Raw genomic sequence first — 17,095 nt, 5'->3', positions numbered from 1 at the left:
CAGGAGCCACCCCGCCTGTGGCCGGATTGAAACGTAACTGTAAGGTGCTACGCCGAAATGCCGCGGTATCCGGCGTCGTTGGCGTCCAGGTCGCCGGTCTCTCCGGCGCGGGCAGCCCGGCCGCCCAGAAGGAGCGTGTAGACCCAATAGCCGGCAAGGACCAGGGCACCGATGGCGATCTTCGCCCAGACAGGAAGCGGACTCGGTGTCACGAACGCCTCCACGACGCCGGAAACCAGCAGCACCAGGACCAGCCCCAGCGCGACGGTCACCAGCGAACGCCCCTCATCGGCTACGGCCTGCAAGCGCGTTCGCGGTCCCGGCTGGACCATCGCCCAGAAAATCTTCAGTCCGGCGGCGCAGGCGATGAAGACCGCTGTGAGTTCCATCAGGCCGTGCGGGAGGATGTAGCTGAAGAAGACGTCCAGCTTGCCGGACGCGGCAAACACGCCCGCGGCCACGCCCACCCCCTGGGCGTTGAGGAACAGGATCATCGGCACCCAGAATCCGGTGACGCCAAATGCCACGGCCTGGGCGGATATCCAGGCGTTGTTGGTCCACACCGCTCCGGCAAAGGAGGCGGCGGGGTTCTCGGAGTAGTAATCGATGAAGTCGTCCTCGACGTACTGGCGGATGCTCGCATCGCTTCCGTAAACCGCGCGCAAAGCCTCGTGCGAGGTGCCGATCCACCAGGCGTAGGCACCGCCAACCAGGACAAAGAAAACCCCGCACCACACGGTGAGCCAGCGGACCCGGTAGAAGGCGGCTGGGAGCGAGATGACGAAAAAGCGGGCCAGGTCCTCCATGAAATTGGACCGCGCACCGGTGAACCTTGTGCGGGCCTGCGCAAGCGCCGCCGACAACGACGACGACAAGGCCGTCTCCGGCGCCACGGAACGAATCAGGGACAGGTGGGCGGATACCGTCTGGTAGAGGCGCAGCAGCTCATCGGCTTCGGTTCCGGAAAGCCGCCGCTTCTGGGCCAGGTACGTCAGCCGTGACCATTTGTCCTGGTTGACGGCTGAGAAGGCATCGATGTCCACGGCACCACCCTAGCCCGTGACATGGCCCGTGGAGGCAGGAGCGCCGCTAGACTCGGTGAAGTGGGTGTTCTTGGCCCGCCGCAGGAGTGCCTGTCAGCACTATGGACCGGGGGACGGCTTGAGTTCGATCATCACAGGCGAGGCCGTTGTCCTTGAGTTGCGCCCAGCCTCGTTCGCCGCACGTGCCTTGGGACTGATCATCGATGTCGTCGCGCACATCCTCCTGCTGATCCTCCTGATAGTCCTCCTTGGAGCGGCCGCCAGCGATGTTGATGAGGCCGCCATGCGGGCCATGATCCTGGCAGCTGTGGTCTTTACTTTCGTCATTGTTCCGGTGACCGTGGAGACCCTCACCCGGGGGCGCTCCCTGGGCAAGCTTGCTGCTGGCTTGAGGATCGTCCGCGACGACGGCGGCGCCATCCGGTTCAGGCACGCAGTGATCCGGGGGCTGCTCGGATTCCTGGAGATCTACCTGACCTTTGGTGGCCTGGCAATCGGCGTGGCCTTGTTCAACGAGAAGTCCAAGCGACTGGGCGATATTGTCGCCGGAACCTACTCGTTGCGTCTCCGCGTCCCTGCCGAACCGCACATCCTGGCCACGGCCCCTCCGTACCTCCAGGGCTGGGTGGCCATGGCTGACATTGGCCGCGTCCCGGACGCCACGGCCCGCAGAGCCGGCACTTTCGTCCAGCACGCATACCGGATGGCCCCCGTTTCGCGGAACAACATGGCCATCGCTTTGGCGTCCGAGTTGTCGCGCTACGTCGCTCCTCCCCCGCCACCCGGAACCAACCCCGCGGATTACATCGGGGCAGTCCTCGGCGAGCGGAGGAACCGCGAGTTTGTCCGGCTGCGGCAAGCGGAGCAACACAACGTTGCCGTTGGCGAAAGACTGCGAAAGCTTCCGTTCACGGAACGCTGACGGTCACCCCAATGCCCGGGCCGTTCAAGCCGCGCCGGGATGAGCGTGGCACCGTTCCGTCCGCGGCGTTGACCTGCTAGCGCTGCGCGTAGCTCGCCCAGGGAATGTTCCAGTCCCCGAAGCCTTCAAGGGGTTCAACCGGCGGTGCGCCGGTATTCAGGATCTGCACTACATCGCCGGTCTTCATGGTGTTGAAGAACCACGCGGCGTCCTCGGGCAGCAAACCAACGCATCCGTGGGACACGTTGACCCTGCCAATGGCCCCCCACGCAGCTTCCAGCGCCTGGTGGACATACACTCCGGACCAGGTCAGGCGGTTGGCGTACTCCACAACCAGAGGCGGGTAGTACCCTTTGTCGCCGGGCTTGAGGCCGATGGTTCCAGCGTTGAAGTTCGAGTGGCGTTCCTGCTCCATGATTACTGCATAGCCCGTGGGCGAGAGCCAGTCCTCCCCGCCGAGCGAGACAGGGGCAGTGTGCTCCAACTGTCCGTTGATGTACACATTCATGGTCTTGGTGGTGTCATCCACCACCGCAATGCGCTGGGGTCCGGTGGTGAAGGTGGAAGTGACATTCCCGTTGCCGATCATGCCGTTGCCGAAGTCCACCCCCAGTAGCTTCATGTCCACAGTGACAGTACTTCCCGATGCCCAGAAAGCCTCGGGCCGGATGCGGACCTTTTTGTCCGAGTACCAGTGCCACGCCACGGGCTGCCCGGAGGATACGGTAATGCCCACCCGCTTCTCCATTGCGGCTTTGTCCAGCACCGGCTCGCTGAAGTTGATCTCGATGGGCTGGCCCGATCCCGCCACCGAACCGTTCCGTGGATAGATGGAAGCATCGGCTTCGTAGGCGGCGGATACCGTGGTGAAGGTCTGGGTCTTCTTCGTCTCCTTGCCCGCGGTGTCCACTACGGTGAAGGAGTAGTTGTACTGCGTCTTGAACTTCAGGACTTCCAGGGTGGTCCACGTGCTGCCGTCGGCGCTGGTCTTGCCGGGAACAGGCATGCCACCGCCAACAGGAGCGAGGACCACATCCTTGACCTTGCCGTTGACAGCCTTCACTTGCGGACCAACCACAGGGTTCCACTCAACCGCGCCATCCAGCGGCGTGACCCCCAATTCCACGGGCTTGGCCTCGGGAGCCGGAGTCGACGGAGCGGTTCCCGCCTGGTTTTGCCCGGAACCGGCCAACAGGCCCGGAACGGTTGCAACTCCGATTCCGCCCGCGGCAATGGCAGCGCAGATCCCCACGATGGCAAGGATCTTGCCAGTCTTCCGCTTGGCGACTTCCGTCATGGCCCTGTCTTCCTGTCCCCCGGCAAGCAATACTGAACACCCAATTTTAGCCGAAAGGCCGGACACGCACGGTACGCGTCCGGCCTTTCGCTTCCGTCGAAGGGGTTTTCGCCCTAGTAGCGGTAGTGCTCCGGCTTGTACGGTCCGGCAACGTCCAGGTCAAGGTAGGCGGCTTGTTCCTTGCTCAGTTCAGTGAGCTCCACGCCCAAGGCGTCCAGGTGCAGGCGCGCCACCTTCTCGTCGAGGATCTTGGGAAGGACGTAGACCTGCTTTTCGTACTCGCGCTCACCCTCGGGCTGGTCCCTCTTGGTCCAGAGCTCGATCTGCGCGATGGTCTGGTTGGCGAAGGAGTTGCTCATCACGAACGACGGGTGGCCCGTGGCATTGCCCAGGTTCAGCAGGCGGCCCTCGGACAGGACAATGATGGAGCGCTCGTTGGTGGTTCCGGAGTCGAAGACCCACTCGTGGACCTGGGGCTTGATCTCCACCTTCTTGACGCCCTCAACCTTGGCGAGGCCGGCAATGTCGATCTCGTTGTCGAAGTGGCCGATGTTGCCCACGATCGCCTTGTTCTTCATGCCAACCATGTGCTCTGCAAGGATCACGTCCTTGTTGCCGGTGGTGGTGATGAAGATGTCGCCCTGGGCCAGCACGGATTCCAGCTTGGCAACCTGGTAGCCGTCCATGGCGGCCTGCAGCGCACAGATGGGGTCGATCTCGGTCACCACCACGCGGGAACCCTGGCCACGCAGCGCTTCCGCAGCACCCTTGCCGACGTCGCCATAGCCACAAACGACGGCGACCTTGCCGCCCATGAGGACATCCGTGGCGCGGTTGATGCCGTCGGGCAGTGAGTGGCGGATGCCGTACTTGTTGTCGAACTTGCTCTTGGTGACGGAGTCGTTGACGTTGATGGCCGGGAAGAGGAGCTTGCCCTGCTCTGCCAACTGGTACAGGCGGTGCACGCCCGTGGTGGTCTCCTCGGTGACGCCCTCGATCCGTGCAGCAATACGCGTCCACTTCTGCGGGTCATCGGCGAGGGCGCGGCGGAGCAGGTCAAGGATGAGGTGGTATTCCTCGGGGTCGTCTTCCGTGGCCCCAGGAACAGCGCCTGCAGCCTCGAACTCCACGCCCTTGTGCAGCAGCAGCGTCGCGTCACCGCCGTCGTCGAGAATCATGTTCGGACCCAATTCGGGGTTGGCGTCTGCGCCAGGCCAGGTGAGGATCTGTTCGGCAGTCCACCAGTACTCCTCCAGGGTTTCGCCCTTCCAAGCGAACACCGGGACACCCTGCGGGTCTTCGGCTGTGCCCTTGCCAACCACGACGGCGGCAGCTGCCTCGTCCTGGGTGGAGAAGATGTTGCACGAAGCCCAGCGGACCTCAGCACCGAGCGCCGTGAGGGTCTCGATCAGCACTGCCGTCTGGACCGTCATGTGCAGCGAACCGGCGATGCGGGCGCCCTTGAGCGGCTGCGAGGCGCCGAACTCGGCGCGCAGGGACATGAGGCCCGGCATTTCATGTTCGGCCAGGCGGATCTGGTGTCGGCCGGCCTCGGCAAGCGAAATGTCAGCCACTTTGTAGTCGAAAGTCATGGGTGTCCTTAGGTAGACCGTGTGCGTTTGGTGTCTGGGGCGCTGTCAGGCGTTCGCGGCGGCAAGAAGGTCCGGAGGCAAGAGGAGCGGGATGCCGTCCTCGATCGCGTAGCGCAGCTTTTCTCCAGTGTCAGCAGCCTCGGTGGACACGAGTTCCTCACCCTCCTGGACCAGCGGTGAACCAGTCACCGGGCAACGCAGGATGGACAACAATTCAGGACTGACCTTTGGCATGGATGATGCTCCCTGGGTGGCGCCGGGCATGGCGCCGCTGGCGGACTTATCTGCAGCCTCCAGCCTACCGCGCCGGGGCAGGCCCTTCGGAGCCGGCGACGTTTTGCGTCCGGTCAGGAAGGCTCGCGGAGAACCCGCAAATGCCCGCGTCGCGTTCCCTCAACCGCAGCGGGTGGTTCCACGGGCTGGCGGTGCTGCCGCGTGGACGTATCCGGAACGGAATTGGCATTGGAGGCAGCCTCGCGAACGGCGTTGGCAAGCGCCAGGAGGTCGTCGGGTCCCGGCTCGGGAGGCGAGCTGGGCATGGCCAGCCGCAGGACTTCCCAACCGCGGGGAACCGTCAGGGTTTCGGCGTGCTGCGCACACAGGTCGTAGGCGTGGGGTTCTGCGTAGGTCGCCAAAGGACCGAGCACGGCGGTCGACTCGGCGTACACGTACGTCAAGGTAGCTACCGCGGACTGGCGGCAAGCGGATCTGGAACACTGGCGAATAGCACCCACAACATCCCAGATTAGCCGCATGTGGCCCCTGGACCCTGCATTGACAGCGTGTGGCCGCATGGATTCTGCCCTGCGGTTCCACGGCCGGCGCGGTGCTGCCCGTGATGTCGCGCTGGCGGATTCCCGGGACTACAGTCGATATATGCAGTCACAGCCACATGTTCCTGGCTTCTCCATCAGGTGGACAGACGCCGAAGCCGCCGGTCAACCGGACCATGCCGCGGCTAAGGCCAAGGGCTTCAGGACGCGCCGGCGCAACCGTCACGGTCGGGGGCTGCGAGGGGACCTCATGCTTCCCAACCTGCCCGGTTTCCGCTCGCGCTCCGAACGCTTCGATGACCTTGTGCTGGATTCCGCGGAACGCCTGCAGGACATGTGGGGCAAGCAATTGGACGGTGTGCTCTTCGCCGTGGATGAAATACCGCCAAACCTCGAAGAACTGGTGGCCTCCGCAACGCCGGCACCGATGGGAGCCTACACTCCCGGTGTCCGGGGTGAAGCTCCCATGATCACCGTGTACCGGCGCGTGGTTGAACAAACCGCCGGAACCAAGGAAGAACTCCAGGACCTGGTCCATGACGTCGTGGTGGAGTACACCGCCGAAATGCTCGGAGTGCCGCCGGAGACGCTGGATCCCGTATACCGGCGGCGTTACCAGTAAGCCATCACCAGCACGCCTGGGCTCAATAGCCCACCGTGACCGGAACTTTCTCCAGTCCGGCAGCAGCGTCCTGGATAGCCAGCAGGGAAACGTCGGCACGGTCCTTGGTGCCCAGCAGCATGGCTCCGTAGACGGGATCGCCGGATGCCGAAACAACAAAGCCCGCCACTGTGCCACCGTCCGCGGTTACGGGGAGTTCAATCAGCGAGGTGGTTCCTCCGGAGATGTCGATGTCCATGGACTTCCCCACTTTCCCATCGGCGGTGACAGGTGCGTAACTGACGCTTGCCCGCCCCTCCGGAACGCCGAAGCTGAAGAAGCGCTGGCCCGAGCGGGGAACCGCCACCAGATGCTGGCTGCCCAGCCGAGCGGACGACGGCGACCAGGCAAAGTCGGTGGGTGACTCGGCCTTGGCTCCGCGTGCAATACGTGTGGAGGCCACGAAGGAAACATCGGAACTTGCGGTCACGGTGTAGCTTCCCGCGGGCACTCCGTCCAGGTCCAGGCTGGCGACGGTGCCACCCTTGACGGTGACCACTCCCCCGTTGGGAAGCTGCCGCTCGCCATTGGCCCCGTAAAGCTTCACTTGGACCACAGCATCCGTGGACCCCGGAACGGCAATCTGCAGGGCCGGGACCGCGTCGCTGAAGCCCGATTTGCCGCCCAGCGCCTTCAGCGCCGTCGCGTCCTGGATATCGACGCCGGTCATCACCTGGAGGTTGGATGGTGCGGCTCCTGGCGACAGGAAGTCGACGCCACCGGGAACCAGCCCACGCAGGACGCTTTGTTGGATGGTTCCGGCCACGGGGCCGCCGGTGCTGCGCAGGTGGACCGCCAAATCGGATTCGTTCGGCGCGAGGCCTGCGAGGTTGACCGAGCGGGTTGTTCCCGGGGCAATCAGGAGCCCTCGGGCGCCGGGCGCCTGGATCTGCCCCTGGTGACCAAAGAGGTCCAGGTTGACGGTGGCCGGAGTCTCGGAGGCGTTGCTCAGGTTCAGGACTGCGGTTCGGCCCAAGGAGGTGTTTGAGCCCAGGAGCCAGGCATCGTTGCCGGGCTGTTGGCACTGCGCAGCGGCCAATCCCCGGAGGTCGCCGTCCGTGGCGGAGTAACTAAGGTTCGCCGACAGCGAGGCCTTTTCGTTGCCTATGGGGTCGGCGCCTACCACCGTTGGCGAATCCACCGGGCTGACAGATGCCGCCGCTGCGGCCAGCACAGGCGGTCCAGGCGTGGGCGATGGCGTGCTGGTGGGGGCTTTGGCAATCTGGGCCACCTTCTTCCCGCCCAGTGCCGTGATGCTGCTGCCGGGGACGGTTCCGGCCGGGTTGCTGAGGACCACGGCATTCAGGGCGCTGGTTGCAGTAGTGGAGACCGGGCTGAACTGCGCGTCCGTTCCTACCTCCGTGCCCGTGACCAGCCGCGCCGGCTCGGGGCAAACGCCCAGGGAGCGGCCCGCAGGGACGTCTGCCTGGCGGGCTTCGAGGTTGGTCCCGCCGGATGGTCCTGGAACCATGCCTGCGGCCGCCACCGCGCCGCCACAGGCGGCCAGGATGACGACGGCGGACAACACGCCCGTGACGATTCCCTTGTTGGAACTCCGCCGGCTTCCAGCACGCTCCTTGGGCGGCTTGGGAGCTTTGGCGGTTTCCGCCCGTGGCTTTCCGTGCTCCGTAGCTCTTTCGACGCCGTTTTTCTGGTCGTCAGACACTGCTGTACTCCTTACGGAGGGAAACTTCATCCCTCGACATGCCGGTGCGCGAACGGCGGGCGGGGACGGGAACCGCAAGCAGCGCCGTGAGGCCGAAGACAACGGCCTGGAGGATTCCGAACCACAGCGCCCACGGAGCCGTGTAGCGAATTTCCAGCGTTCCACCAGTGGCAGGGAGCTCGAAGGCCTGGGCCCAGCCGGACGACGTTGATGTCAACGCCCGGCCGTCCAGCGAGGCGCTCCAACCTTGGTCTGAGCGCTCGGCCAGCACCACTTTCCTGCCCTCTTTACCGGCGGGCACCTGGGCATCCACGGCCACATCGCCCGATGGCAAGGCGCCCACCACAGCCCCGTTGGCGTCAACAATCCGGATCCGGTTCATGGTGTCCGGAGCGGTGGAGCCACCGGTGTTCCGCGGAGTCACCCTCCACAGCCATCCGGCGTCCGTTTGTCCCACGGCCACCAGGCCGGGAACGGCGTCGATCCGGCTGGCCGTCAATTGGGCCGCACTGTCCGCTGCCTTGAGGACCACAAAACCGGCGCCTAACTGTTCCAGGTCCGCACGGGGATCAACTCCGGTGCTCGCCACGATCGTGGCCACGGCGCGGCGCACTGAAGCGGTGGCGGAATCGTCGGTCACAATCTCCTCGCGGCCCGGCGCCCCGATAATCGTCCGTGCTGAGGCGATGGTGGACAAACTGTCCAGCGTGGTTCCGGAACCCCGCATGAGGGACGAAGTGAACGAGCCCTGCTCACCACTGGTGATTACCAGCGTTCGCGTCCGCTCGGGTCCCGTACCGCGGTCGACGGCGGTGGCCGGCAAAGTATCGCTGGTCACCGCGCCCACCAACCGGCTGGCGCCAAGGGAACCGTTTGCTGGGGCCGCCACCGGCGTACCGCCGGTTTCAGAGGAAGGCTGCAGGATGTTCTGCGCTGTCCAGGCAGCCATCGCCGCCAACGGACCAGCCACCAACAGTGCCACCGTCACGGCAGACGCGAGGCCTCGCAACGGAAATCTCCAGCGCGTTGGGTCCGGAGCGGATCGCGGCGCCAGGAAAATCCTGTCCGCGCCGATCATCGCCGCTCCCAGGAACAGCATTCCTGCGGCGGACACCGCCGGACCGGTGAAGGGACCCACCAGGGCGGTGCCGTTGACGCCCGTTGCCACGTGTCCTACCAACCAGCTGCTGGCCAGGGTGGCCAAAGCAACCAGCCAGAACACGCGGGCCAGGGCCGTACGCTTTCCTGGCAGGAAGAGGGCCGCCACTGCGAGCAGAAGCGTTGGAGCACTGACCAGCAGGGCAAGCAAGAGTGCCCAGGGCACGGGACCGGACCCAAACAGCGCAAGTCCGGTGAGGCCGCCGTCGGGCTTGAACGCAAGGGGCTGGCCCAGGATCTGCTGCCACAGCGGTGCGGCTGCGAAGTCCAGCGGCAGGCCGGGATCGGCCAGCAGCGAGCGGGGACGGTCCAACGCCGAGACGGCGTAAGGGACAAAAAGTACCAGGCTGGGTAGCAGCGACCACCAGAGCGTTTTCCCACGGGATCCGAGCACGACGGCAGCAAGAACGATTGCCACGGCAATGGGAGCCAGGAGCGATGGAGCCGCAGCGGTCACAACAGCCATGGCGAGCCCGGCGGCTGCAGCAGCAGTCCACGATGGTGTCCCGTTAATGCCCGGCTTCCCGCGGACCGGCGTCGGCCTCCGGCTGAACGGTGCCTGGCTGGCAGTGCCGCCGATGGCCGTCCCTGTTGCCCGAAGCAGCGCCAGCAGAAGGAGAGGCATCACCAGATGGGCCAGCAGGGCCCCCAACCTGCCCTGGTTGATGGCTATCAACAGCGCCGGTGCACCGCCCCAGGCCAGGGCAGCAACTGTCCTGAACCTGCGGCGCTTGGTGAGCGCGCCCACGGCAAACCAGGCGCCCACAGCGGACAAGGGCATGGCCAGGACCAGGAGCCAGGTGATGGCTGAATTGCCATCGCCCCAGCCGAACAGCGAGAGGAGCCACAGGACGTAGCCGAACGGGTCCCCGTGCCCGGGCAGTCCGGCGCCCAAGGAGATCCACCAGCCCGAGGCGTTGTCCCACATGTCGCCAAGTGATTCAGAAACGGGTAGTAGGCCGCCACCGGCAACTACGCCGGTGCGCAACAGACCAAGCAAGCCAATCAAGCCGGCTGCCAAGGCAGTCAGCGCTGCTGCTGCGGCACCGGTCCCTACCCAGCCGCGTTCATTGGTGGCCAAGGCGGCAAAGTCGTCAACGGCGTCGCCGCTGGGCTCGGCGGCCAGGAGGTCGGAGGTATCCTGGCGATCGTCAGCCGGGCGGATGGCCTCAAGGAGCGACCTCCTGTGCGCACGCACCTCCCGCGAGGACTTCTGCAGGCCGCGAACCAAAGACCGCTGCCGGCAGCGCGTCCTGGCCGCTGAACGACGGGCACGGGCTACAGCCACGGGCCGTGCAAGCGCGGCAAGGGTGGCGGTGAACTGGGTGAAGCCATAGCCGGGTTCCTTGAGCAGGATACTCAGGACCAGCCGGACCAGTGCGCCGAACAGGGCGCCTACGGCCTGGAACGGGACGTTCCACCATGGTGTGTGCTTGAGCCGCAAATGGATCTGGGCCTTGCGTGCTGCCGATGACGTGCCCAAGGCGTTCGGCCTGTTCTCGACATGGAACATCCGTGCGCTGGGCACCACCACCACGCGGTTGCCGGCCAGCCAGTTGCGCCAGCACAGGTCAACATCGTCGCCGCTGCCGGGAAGCGCAGGATCGAACCCTCCGAGGAGTTCCCACACATCGCGCCGGATCAGCATGCCCGCGGAGTTCACGGCGAGCGTATCCGAACGCGGATCGTATTGGCCTTGGTCAACTTCATCGGCATCGATCAGCGTCAACCGCTCGGCCCAGCGGCTCGTGGAAAGTCCCACGTCCACCAGGCGGCGCTCGTCGTTCCAGTCGAGCTGCTTGCACCCGGCAATGGTTACCGAGGTAGTGCGCTCCACAGCAAGCAACAACTCGGCCAAGGCATCGGGGGCAGGAGCGGCATCGTCATGGAGGAGCCAGATCCACTCCACCACGTCCGCATTGCCGTGCGCTCCTGCGGGAGCCAACTGGTGCAGGCCGGCTTGGACAGCCGCACCGAAGCCTGACTTGGGCTGGTGGTGTTCCACCACGTTCGAATCGCCGAGCGCATCCCGGAGCAGCTCCGCTGAGAAGTCCGTGGATCCTGTATCAACGCCAATGGCGGCATCTGCCGAACGCGTCTGGTTCGACAGTGCCGCCAAAGTCCTGGGGAGATAGGTCCCGCCGTCGTGGGCTACCACGACGGCGGTGACGTGTACTTCCTTAAGAATTAGACTGCTCGCTTCCTCAGCCGACGGCGTTCGCGCTCGGAGAGCCCGCCCCAGATACCAAACCGTTCATCATTCGCCAGGGCGTATTCCAAGCACTGGGAGCGGACATTGCATGCACCGCAGACTTTCTTGGCGTCCCTGGTGGAGCCGCCCTTTTCTGGGAAGAAGGCCTCGGGGTCCGTCTGGGCGCACAGGGCGTCCGTCTGCCAGCCAAGTTCGCCTTCATCATCGAAGTCCGCCTGGCTGGGAAGTCCTATCCATACCGGCTGCGCGGGGTTTTCGAGCGGACGGCGAAGCTCCATGGGAGGATCGTCCACGTCATCGTCCGGACCCTCGGGTACATCGCCGATCAATGCTTCGTGTGCTGCGAGGAGGGCTGTTGCCTGATCCTCCAAGGTCTGCTGCACGTTTTGGTTGTATCTCTCTGCCGCTTCCGGGTCCGCGGGATCCACATACCAGTCCCCTGGCACGTCCCGCGAACGGTACTTCACCGACGCTTGTTCTGCGACGACTGCATCTTCCTGGATACGCAACGCTTGCCCCATGGCGTCCCTCCTGATTTTGCAGCTGCTGCCTGGATGTTTTCCGATTCCCGATCATGTGCCCGGTCATCTGTGCAGCGGCGTTTGATTACTAATTACACGTGTGTAACTACCCGCCAGTCAAGCCGCGCCGGGATAATAATCAAGAATCTGTAGAAAAGTGGGATGCGCCACGCCCAACGTTTTCCACCGCCGCGACAACGCGGGTCCGGGAAATCGGAAGCACCGAATCACTTCACGTGAACATCAGCCGAACTTACGCGGAAATCCGCATCTGCGCTACAAGATGCACAGGAACCTGACAAATCGCGTGTGTCGCAATTCACATACCCCCGGGACGCCGTCCGCAGGCCGTGACAAGATTGAGCCATGAGCATCCCGGCAGCGAACCTGATGACCACCCTGCGATCCGGCCACGCCACCTCCCCCAGGCTCACGTGGTACGGCCCCGACGCCGAACGCGTGGAACTCTCGGGCCGGGTTCTGGACAACTGGGTGGCCAAGACCAGCAACCTCCTGCAGGACGAGTTGGACGCCGAACCCGGCATGGCTGTGCGCCTGGACCTGCCGGCCCATTGGAAGTCGTTCGTATGGGCGCTGGCCGCCTGGCAGCTGGGCATGGAAGTGGTGCTGGACGGTTCGGACGCCCACCTTTTGGTGACCAACGAGCCCGACGGCGGCGCTGGCGCCGGCTTCGATGCGGTGGTCGCCGTACCGCTCGCCGCACTCGCCATGCGCTGGCCTGGCGAGTTGCCGGCCGGCGTCGTGGACTACGCGGCGGAAGTCCGCTCCCATGGGGACGTTTTCATGGCGCACAACGAGGGGTCGGCCGGCGATCCCGCAGTGCGCGGCACTTCGCCGTATGCCCACGAGGCCTTGATGGATGGCTTCGCCGCCGCGCAGGAGCCCGGCGTACGCCTGCTGGTTCGCGCTGCCGACGGCTTGGAGCCCGGCCTTGCGTCCGCCTTGGGCGCCTGGAACCAGGACGGTTCAATTGTCCTGGTTCACCCGAAGGTGGACGTCACGCAGCACTTGCTGGATAACGAGCGCGTCAGCCGTTCTTGACGGACGGCACCTCGTCCGTCGGCGGACCGGCGCTGCCCGACTCGGCGACTCCGGCCTTTGCCTTGTGGTGGACCTCGATGAGCTCGTGGTCGTGGGAGTAGGCGGGCTCGGCGTCGAGTTCTTCATTGAAGACCCAGAAACGGTAGGCGAAGAATCGGAAGATCGTCCCCAGGATCAGGCCCACCACGCTGCCCGCGATGAAGAGGGACGGTTTGTCGTTGAGGTCCAGGATGTACTTCGCGAACCAAACACATCCGGAGGCAATCAACAGGCCCACGAAGTTCATCACAGCAAAAAGCACGGCTTCCCGGACCACGTTCGCCTGCTTACGGTGGCGGAACGTCCAGAACCGGTTGGCAACCCAGGAGAAGACACTTGCAACGATCGTCGCGATCGCCTTGGCCCACACTTCACTGCCGTGCATCGGACCCGAGAAAAGCCAGATATAGACGGCCGAGTCGATGACGAACGCAACGCCGCCAACGGCGCCGAACTTGGCTACTTCGCGCCAGAAGAGCGAGGCAAGTCCGCGGATGCGATCTGCAAGTGTGGTGATCATGACCCTCCAAGGCCGTTGAAAAGTGGGGCCGATGGGCCTCATCCATTTTAGCGCCGAATTCCAAGGGCTGCCCGGGAGCCGGCTGTGAGAACGCCTATACCCCTGTGCCCCACGCCACGTTAAAGGCGGAAAAGTTGGTACGAAAAGCCGCAGAATCAGTGATCCTGCCACTGGTTCGGTAGGCTGAACCTTGTGACTTTTCCTGTTATTGGCGTTGTTGGCGGCGGCCAACTCGCACGCATGATGGCCCCGCCCGCTACCGCTATGGGATTCGAACTCCGCGTTTTGGCTGAAGGTGAGGACGTTTCGGCCGTTGCCGCAGTGGCCACCGCACCGATCGGAGACTACAAGGACCTCGACGCCCTCCTGGAGTTCTCCAAGGATGTGGACGTCCTCACGTTCGACCATGAGCATGTCCCCACGCAACACCTCCGCGCTCTCCTGGACGCCGGTGTTAACGTCCAGCCCGGTCCGGATGCCCTGGTCAACGCCCAGGACAAGCTGGTTATGCGTGCAGCCATCGACCGCCTTGGCCTGCCCAACCCGGAATGGTCGGCAGTTCACTCGGTGGACGAACTCGTCTCCTTTGGCGACAAGATCGGTTGGCCCGTGGTGCTGAAGACCCCGCGCGGCGGCTATGACGGCAAGGGCGTACGCATCGTGGACTCCGCAGAGGAGGCCAAGGAGACCGCCGACTGGTTCCAGACCATGAGCCCGCTGCTCGCCGAAGCCAAGGTGAACTTCAGCCGCGAACTCTCGGCCTTGGTGGCCCGCACCCCCAGTGGGGAATCGCGCGCCTGGCCCGTGGTTCACACCATCCAGGTGGACGGCGTGTGCGACGAAGTCATTGCTCCGGCACAAAACATCTCCCTGGAGGTCGCCGCGGCAGCCGAAGAAGCGGCGCTGCGCATTGCCAACGAACTCGGCGTCACCGGAGTCATGGCGGCAGAGCTCTTTGAAACCCCAGGCGTGGGCGCCGGATTCCTGATCAACGAACTCGCCATGCGCCCGCACAACACCGGGCACTGGACGCAGGACGGCTCCATCACCAGCCAGTTCGAACAGCACCTGCGGGCCGTCCTGGACCTTCCGCTCGGTGCCACCGATGCCCTGGCTCCGGTCACGGTCATGAAGAACTTCCTCGGCGGCGAGAACCAGAACCTGTTCGAGGCCTTCCCCATGGCCCTCGCTTTCGAACCCGCTGCCAAGGTTCACTGCTATGGAAAATCCGTCCGTCCGGGCCGCAAGATCGGGCACGTCAACCTGGTGGGCACCTCCGCTTCCGACGTCGACTCCGTGCGCGAGCGGGCCACGGCCGTAGCCAATACCATCCGCGACGGCCGCCTGCCGGCACAGTCCACCTCCGAGGAGACCGCATGACTTCTGAAAACACCGCTCCCCTTGTTGGGCTCGTCATGGGTTCGGACTCCGACTGGCCCGTGATGGAGGCTGCCGCCGACGCCCTGGCCGAATTCGGCATCCCCTTCGAGGCTGATGTGGTCTCCGCCCACCGGATGCCCACCGAAATGATCCGGTACGGCCAAACGGCCCATGAGCGCGGCCTTCGCGTCATCATTGCCGGCGCCGGCGGGGCAGCCCACCTTCCGGGCATGCTCGCCTCGGTCACTCCCCTGCCCGTCATTGGTGTCCCGGTTCCCCTGAAGACCCTCGACGGCATGGATTCCCTGCTCTCGATCGTGCAGATGCCTGCAGGCGTTCCCGTGGCGACGGTATCCATCGCAGGTGCACGCAACGCGGGCCTCCTTGCTGTCCGGATGCTGGCCTCCGGCACGGACGAACTCGCCGGCCGCCTCCGCGAAGACCTCCTGAACTTCGCGCAGGAACTCAACGACGTTGCCACCAAGAAGGGCCAGAACCTCCGGCGGAAAGTCGAAGAGGTCTTCGCACCGGCAGGCGATTCCGCACGGAGCACCCGCTAGGAAGGCAGCGGATGACCAGCATGCAAAAGAATACGTTTCAGTCAGGGGCAACGCTGACTGATCCTGTCCGCTATCCGTCCGGGGCCAGCGCCCCGGTACGGACCAAACGCGCTTTCGTGCTGGTCCTGCTCACCCTTTTCATCCCGGGCAGCGCGCAGATTGTCGCAGGCGACCGCAAACTGGGTCGGATCGCCCTCCGCGTCACCCTGGTCGTCTGGGCCTTGCTGCTGCTGACCTTGGTGCTTGCGCTCGTCAACCGCAGCGTCCTGCTGGGCATCGCCACGCATCCCGTGGGCTCGCTGCTGCTCATTGTGGTCCTGGTGGCGTTGGCCCTCGGCTGGGCGTTCCTGTTCATCAACACGCTGCGGATCATCCGTCCCACCTTGCTCGCCCCCGGAATGCGACCCATCATTGCCGTAGTCCTGGTGGCCGCTACTGTCCTGGCGAGTGGCTCCCTGGGCTACCTCGCGTACGTGCTGAATGTCAGCCGCAATGCGATCGGCAGCATCTTCGACGCCGGTCCGGCCATCGACCCGGTGGACGGCCGCTACAACTTCCTGATGATGGGCGGCGACGCCGGGGATGACCGGACAGGTCGCCGCCCGGACAGCCTTTCCGTGATCAGCGTTGACGCCAAAACCGGCGAAAGCGCCATTATTTCCGTACCCCGCAACCTCCAGAACGCGCAGTTCAGCGAAGGTTCGCCCATGCGGAAGATCTACCCGGACGGCTACAACTGTGGCGACGAGTGCCTTATCAACGCCGTCAACACCGAGGTCACCAACAACTACCAGAACCTCTACCCCGGGGTTGCCGATCCCGGAGCGCAGGCGACTCTGGAAGCCGTGTCCGGGACACTGGGCATCACCGTCCAGGCCTACGTCCTAGTGGACATGGACGGCTTCGCCAAGCTGATCGATGCCATGGGCGGCATCCGTGTCAAGGCAGGTGGCTGGGTTCCCATCAGCGGTCCCGTCACCGACGAGGCCAACGGAATCCATGGCATGCCCGATGGCTGGATCCCCGCGGGTGATGTCCACCTCGATGGCTTCCACGCCCTGTGGTACGGCCGATCGCGCGAATTCGTGGACGACTATGCCCGGATTGCACGCCAGCAATGCGTCCAGCAAGCCATGTTGAAACAACTCGATCCGGCTACGTTGCTGACCAAGTTCGAGGACATCGCCAACGCCGGCACCAAGGTGGTGGACTCCAACATCTCGTCCTCCCAGTTGGGCAGCTTCGTGGACCTGGCACTGAAGTCCAAGGGCCAGCCCGTCAAGCGGCTCACCATCGGTCCGCCGGACTTCGAGGCCTCGTTCTCCACGGTTCCGGACTTCGACCTCATCCATTCCAGGGTGCAGCAACTGCTGGCCTCGCAGAGCAGCCCCAAAGCGGACGATGCCATGGTGCCCAGCACCAAGCCGGGAGCAGGCACCGTTAGTGCCGCCGGCGCGGTTCCTGCCCAACAGTCCAGGGTCCGGCCAGCCGGCCAGCAGCCGTCGCCGTCGTCGTCGGACTTCACGCCGGTGACCACCACGCCCGATGGAACACCCATTACCGAGGAACTGCTCAACGGGCTCAAAGCGCAAGGCAACGAACAAGGCATCCGTGACCTTGTGGCCACCAACGGCCAGTGCGCCCCGCTATAGCAACGCAGCATCCCGCCCACGTTCACGCAACCTAAAG

General features: G+C 64.7%; 15 protein-coding genes. 6 read left to right on the top strand and 9 right to left on the bottom strand.

Annotated elements, in window-relative coordinates; translation table 11 throughout:
• Positions 1 to 47 precede the first annotated feature (47 nt).
• Positions 48 to 1,043, bottom strand: coding sequence for a stage II sporulation protein M (locus ACIPV6_RS08945; RefSeq protein ID WP_400270525.1), 996 nt, complete (start codon positions 1,041 to 1,043; stop codon positions 48 to 50).
• Positions 1,044 to 1,161: 118 nt separating this feature from the next.
• Between ACIPV6_RS08945 and ACIPV6_RS08940 the strand changes: the two genes are divergently transcribed.
• Positions 1,162 to 1,965: an RDD family protein gene (locus ACIPV6_RS08940; RefSeq protein ID WP_400270524.1), complete on the top strand. Its 804-nt coding sequence runs from the start codon at positions 1,162 to 1,164 to the stop codon at positions 1,963 to 1,965.
• Between the two features lie 76 nt (positions 1,966 to 2,041).
• Here ACIPV6_RS08940 and ACIPV6_RS08935 read toward each other — a convergent pair whose 3' ends face one another.
• The 4 genes from ACIPV6_RS08935 to ACIPV6_RS08920 all read right to left on the bottom strand — a co-directional run bounded on the left by ACIPV6_RS08935 (position 2,042) and on the right by ACIPV6_RS08920 (position 5,609).
• Entirely contained in the window at positions 2,042 to 3,262 is a 1,221-nt protein-coding gene (locus ACIPV6_RS08935) for an Ig-like domain-containing protein (protein WP_400270523.1), read from the bottom strand.
• A gap of 113 nt (positions 3,263 to 3,375) precedes the next feature.
• Positions 3,376 to 4,854 carry an adenosylhomocysteinase gene (gene ahcY / locus ACIPV6_RS08930; RefSeq protein ID WP_400270522.1) on the bottom strand — a complete coding sequence of 493 codons (1,479 nt, stop codon included), beginning with the start codon at positions 4,852 to 4,854 and terminating at the stop codon, positions 3,376 to 3,378.
• 45 nt (positions 4,855 to 4,899) lie between these two features.
• Complete coding sequence (locus ACIPV6_RS08925; RefSeq protein ID WP_397324783.1) at positions 4,900 to 5,088, bottom strand: Trm112 family protein; 189 nt, start codon at positions 5,086 to 5,088, stop codon at positions 4,900 to 4,902.
• A 113-nt stretch (positions 5,089 to 5,201) separates the two neighbouring features.
• On the bottom strand, positions 5,202 to 5,609 hold the full coding sequence (locus ACIPV6_RS08920; RefSeq protein ID WP_400270521.1) for a DUF3499 domain-containing protein: 408 nt from the start codon (positions 5,607 to 5,609) through the stop codon (positions 5,202 to 5,204).
• Between the two features lie 121 nt (positions 5,610 to 5,730).
• Between ACIPV6_RS08920 and ACIPV6_RS08915 the strand changes: the two genes are divergently transcribed.
• Complete coding sequence (locus ACIPV6_RS08915; protein WP_400270520.1) at positions 5,731 to 6,249, top strand: metallopeptidase family protein; 519 nt, start codon at positions 5,731 to 5,733, stop codon at positions 6,247 to 6,249.
• A 22-nt stretch (positions 6,250 to 6,271) separates the two neighbouring features.
• On the opposite strand, the gene ACIPV6_RS08910 is transcribed toward ACIPV6_RS08915, so the two are convergent.
• The 3 genes from ACIPV6_RS08910 to ACIPV6_RS08900 are packed head-to-tail and all read right to left on the bottom strand — an operon-like array spanning position 6,272 to position 11,845.
• Entirely contained in the window at positions 6,272 to 7,954 is a 1,683-nt protein-coding gene (locus tag ACIPV6_RS08910; RefSeq protein WP_400270519.1) for a DUF5719 family protein, read from the bottom strand.
• The gene (locus ACIPV6_RS08905) at positions 7,947 to 11,270 is read right to left on the bottom strand and encodes a glycosyltransferase (RefSeq protein ID WP_400270518.1); all 3,324 of its coding nucleotides are present in this window, start codon (positions 11,268 to 11,270) and stop codon (positions 7,947 to 7,949) included. Before ACIPV6_RS08905 ends, ACIPV6_RS08910 begins: the two co-directional genes overlap by 8 nt.
• A gap of 29 nt (positions 11,271 to 11,299) precedes the next feature.
• Entirely contained in the window at positions 11,300 to 11,845 is a 546-nt protein-coding gene (locus tag ACIPV6_RS08900) for a WhiB family transcriptional regulator (protein WP_397324774.1), read from the bottom strand.
• A 366-nt stretch (positions 11,846 to 12,211) separates the two neighbouring features.
• On the opposite strand from ACIPV6_RS08900, the gene ACIPV6_RS08895 reads away from it, so the two are divergent.
• Complete coding sequence (locus ACIPV6_RS08895) at positions 12,212 to 12,907, top strand: TIGR03089 family protein (RefSeq protein ID WP_400270517.1); 696 nt, start codon at positions 12,212 to 12,214, stop codon at positions 12,905 to 12,907.
• Here ACIPV6_RS08895 and ACIPV6_RS08890 read toward each other — a convergent pair.
• On the bottom strand, positions 12,894 to 13,466 hold the full coding sequence (locus tag ACIPV6_RS08890; RefSeq protein ID WP_400270516.1) for a GtrA family protein: 573 nt from the start codon (positions 13,464 to 13,466) through the stop codon (positions 12,894 to 12,896). The genes ACIPV6_RS08895 and ACIPV6_RS08890 overlap by 14 nt on opposite strands.
• 192 nt (positions 13,467 to 13,658) lie before the next feature.
• Between ACIPV6_RS08890 and ACIPV6_RS08885 the strand changes: the two genes are divergently transcribed.
• From ACIPV6_RS08885 to ACIPV6_RS08875, 3 genes are read left to right on the top strand one after another with little or no spacing between them, the layout of a single operon-like run.
• A complete protein-coding gene (locus tag ACIPV6_RS08885; protein ID WP_400270515.1) occupies positions 13,659 to 14,846 on the top strand; it encodes a 5-(carboxyamino)imidazole ribonucleotide synthase in 1,188 nt (395 codons plus the stop codon).
• Entirely contained in the window at positions 14,843 to 15,406 is a 564-nt protein-coding gene (gene purE / locus ACIPV6_RS08880) for a 5-(carboxyamino)imidazole ribonucleotide mutase (protein ID WP_400270514.1), read from the top strand. The genes ACIPV6_RS08885 and purE overlap by 4 nt, the downstream gene beginning before the upstream one ends.
• 11 nt (positions 15,407 to 15,417) lie before the next feature.
• Complete coding sequence (locus ACIPV6_RS08875) at positions 15,418 to 17,058, top strand: LCP family protein (protein WP_400270513.1); 1,641 nt, start codon at positions 15,418 to 15,420, stop codon at positions 17,056 to 17,058.
• The last annotated feature ends 37 nt before the right edge of the window (positions 17,059 to 17,095 follow it).

The sequence above is a fragment of the Paenarthrobacter sp. NPDC089988 genome (genome assembly GCF_044748465.1).
GTDB lineage: Bacteria > Actinomycetota > Actinomycetes > Actinomycetales > Micrococcaceae > Arthrobacter.
This window is presented reverse-complemented; position numbering and strand designations above follow the sequence as displayed.

Coding starts and splice junctions, on each gene's coding strand:
- ACIPV6_RS08935 (WP_400270523.1), bottom strand. CDS start 3,262: ATGACGGAAGTCGCCAAGCGGAAGACTGGCAAGATCCTTGCCATCGTG.
- ahcY (WP_400270522.1), bottom strand. CDS start 4,854: ATGACTTTCGACTACAAAGTGGCTGACATTTCGCTTGCCGAGGCCGGC.
- ACIPV6_RS08925 (WP_397324783.1), bottom strand. CDS start 5,088: ATGCCAAAGGTCAGTCCTGAATTGTTGTCCATCCTGCGTTGCCCGGTG.
- ACIPV6_RS08920 (WP_400270521.1), bottom strand. CDS start 5,609: ATGCGGCTAATCTGGGATGTTGTGGGTGCTATTCGCCAGTGTTCCAGA.
- ACIPV6_RS08915 (WP_400270520.1), top strand. CDS start 5,731: ATGCAGTCACAGCCACATGTTCCTGGCTTCTCCATCAGGTGGACAGAC.
- ACIPV6_RS08900 (WP_397324774.1), bottom strand. CDS start 11,845: ATGGGGCAAGCGTTGCGTATCCAGGAAGATGCAGTCGTCGCAGAACAA.
- ACIPV6_RS08895 (WP_400270517.1), top strand. CDS start 12,212: ATGAGCATCCCGGCAGCGAACCTGATGACCACCCTGCGATCCGGCCAC.
- ACIPV6_RS08890 (WP_400270516.1), bottom strand. CDS start 13,466: ATGATCACCACACTTGCAGATCGCATCCGCGGACTTGCCTCGCTCTTC.
- purE (WP_400270514.1), top strand. CDS start 14,843: ATGACTTCTGAAAACACCGCTCCCCTTGTTGGGCTCGTCATGGGTTCG.
- ACIPV6_RS08875 (WP_400270513.1), top strand. CDS start 15,418: ATGACCAGCATGCAAAAGAATACGTTTCAGTCAGGGGCAACGCTGACT.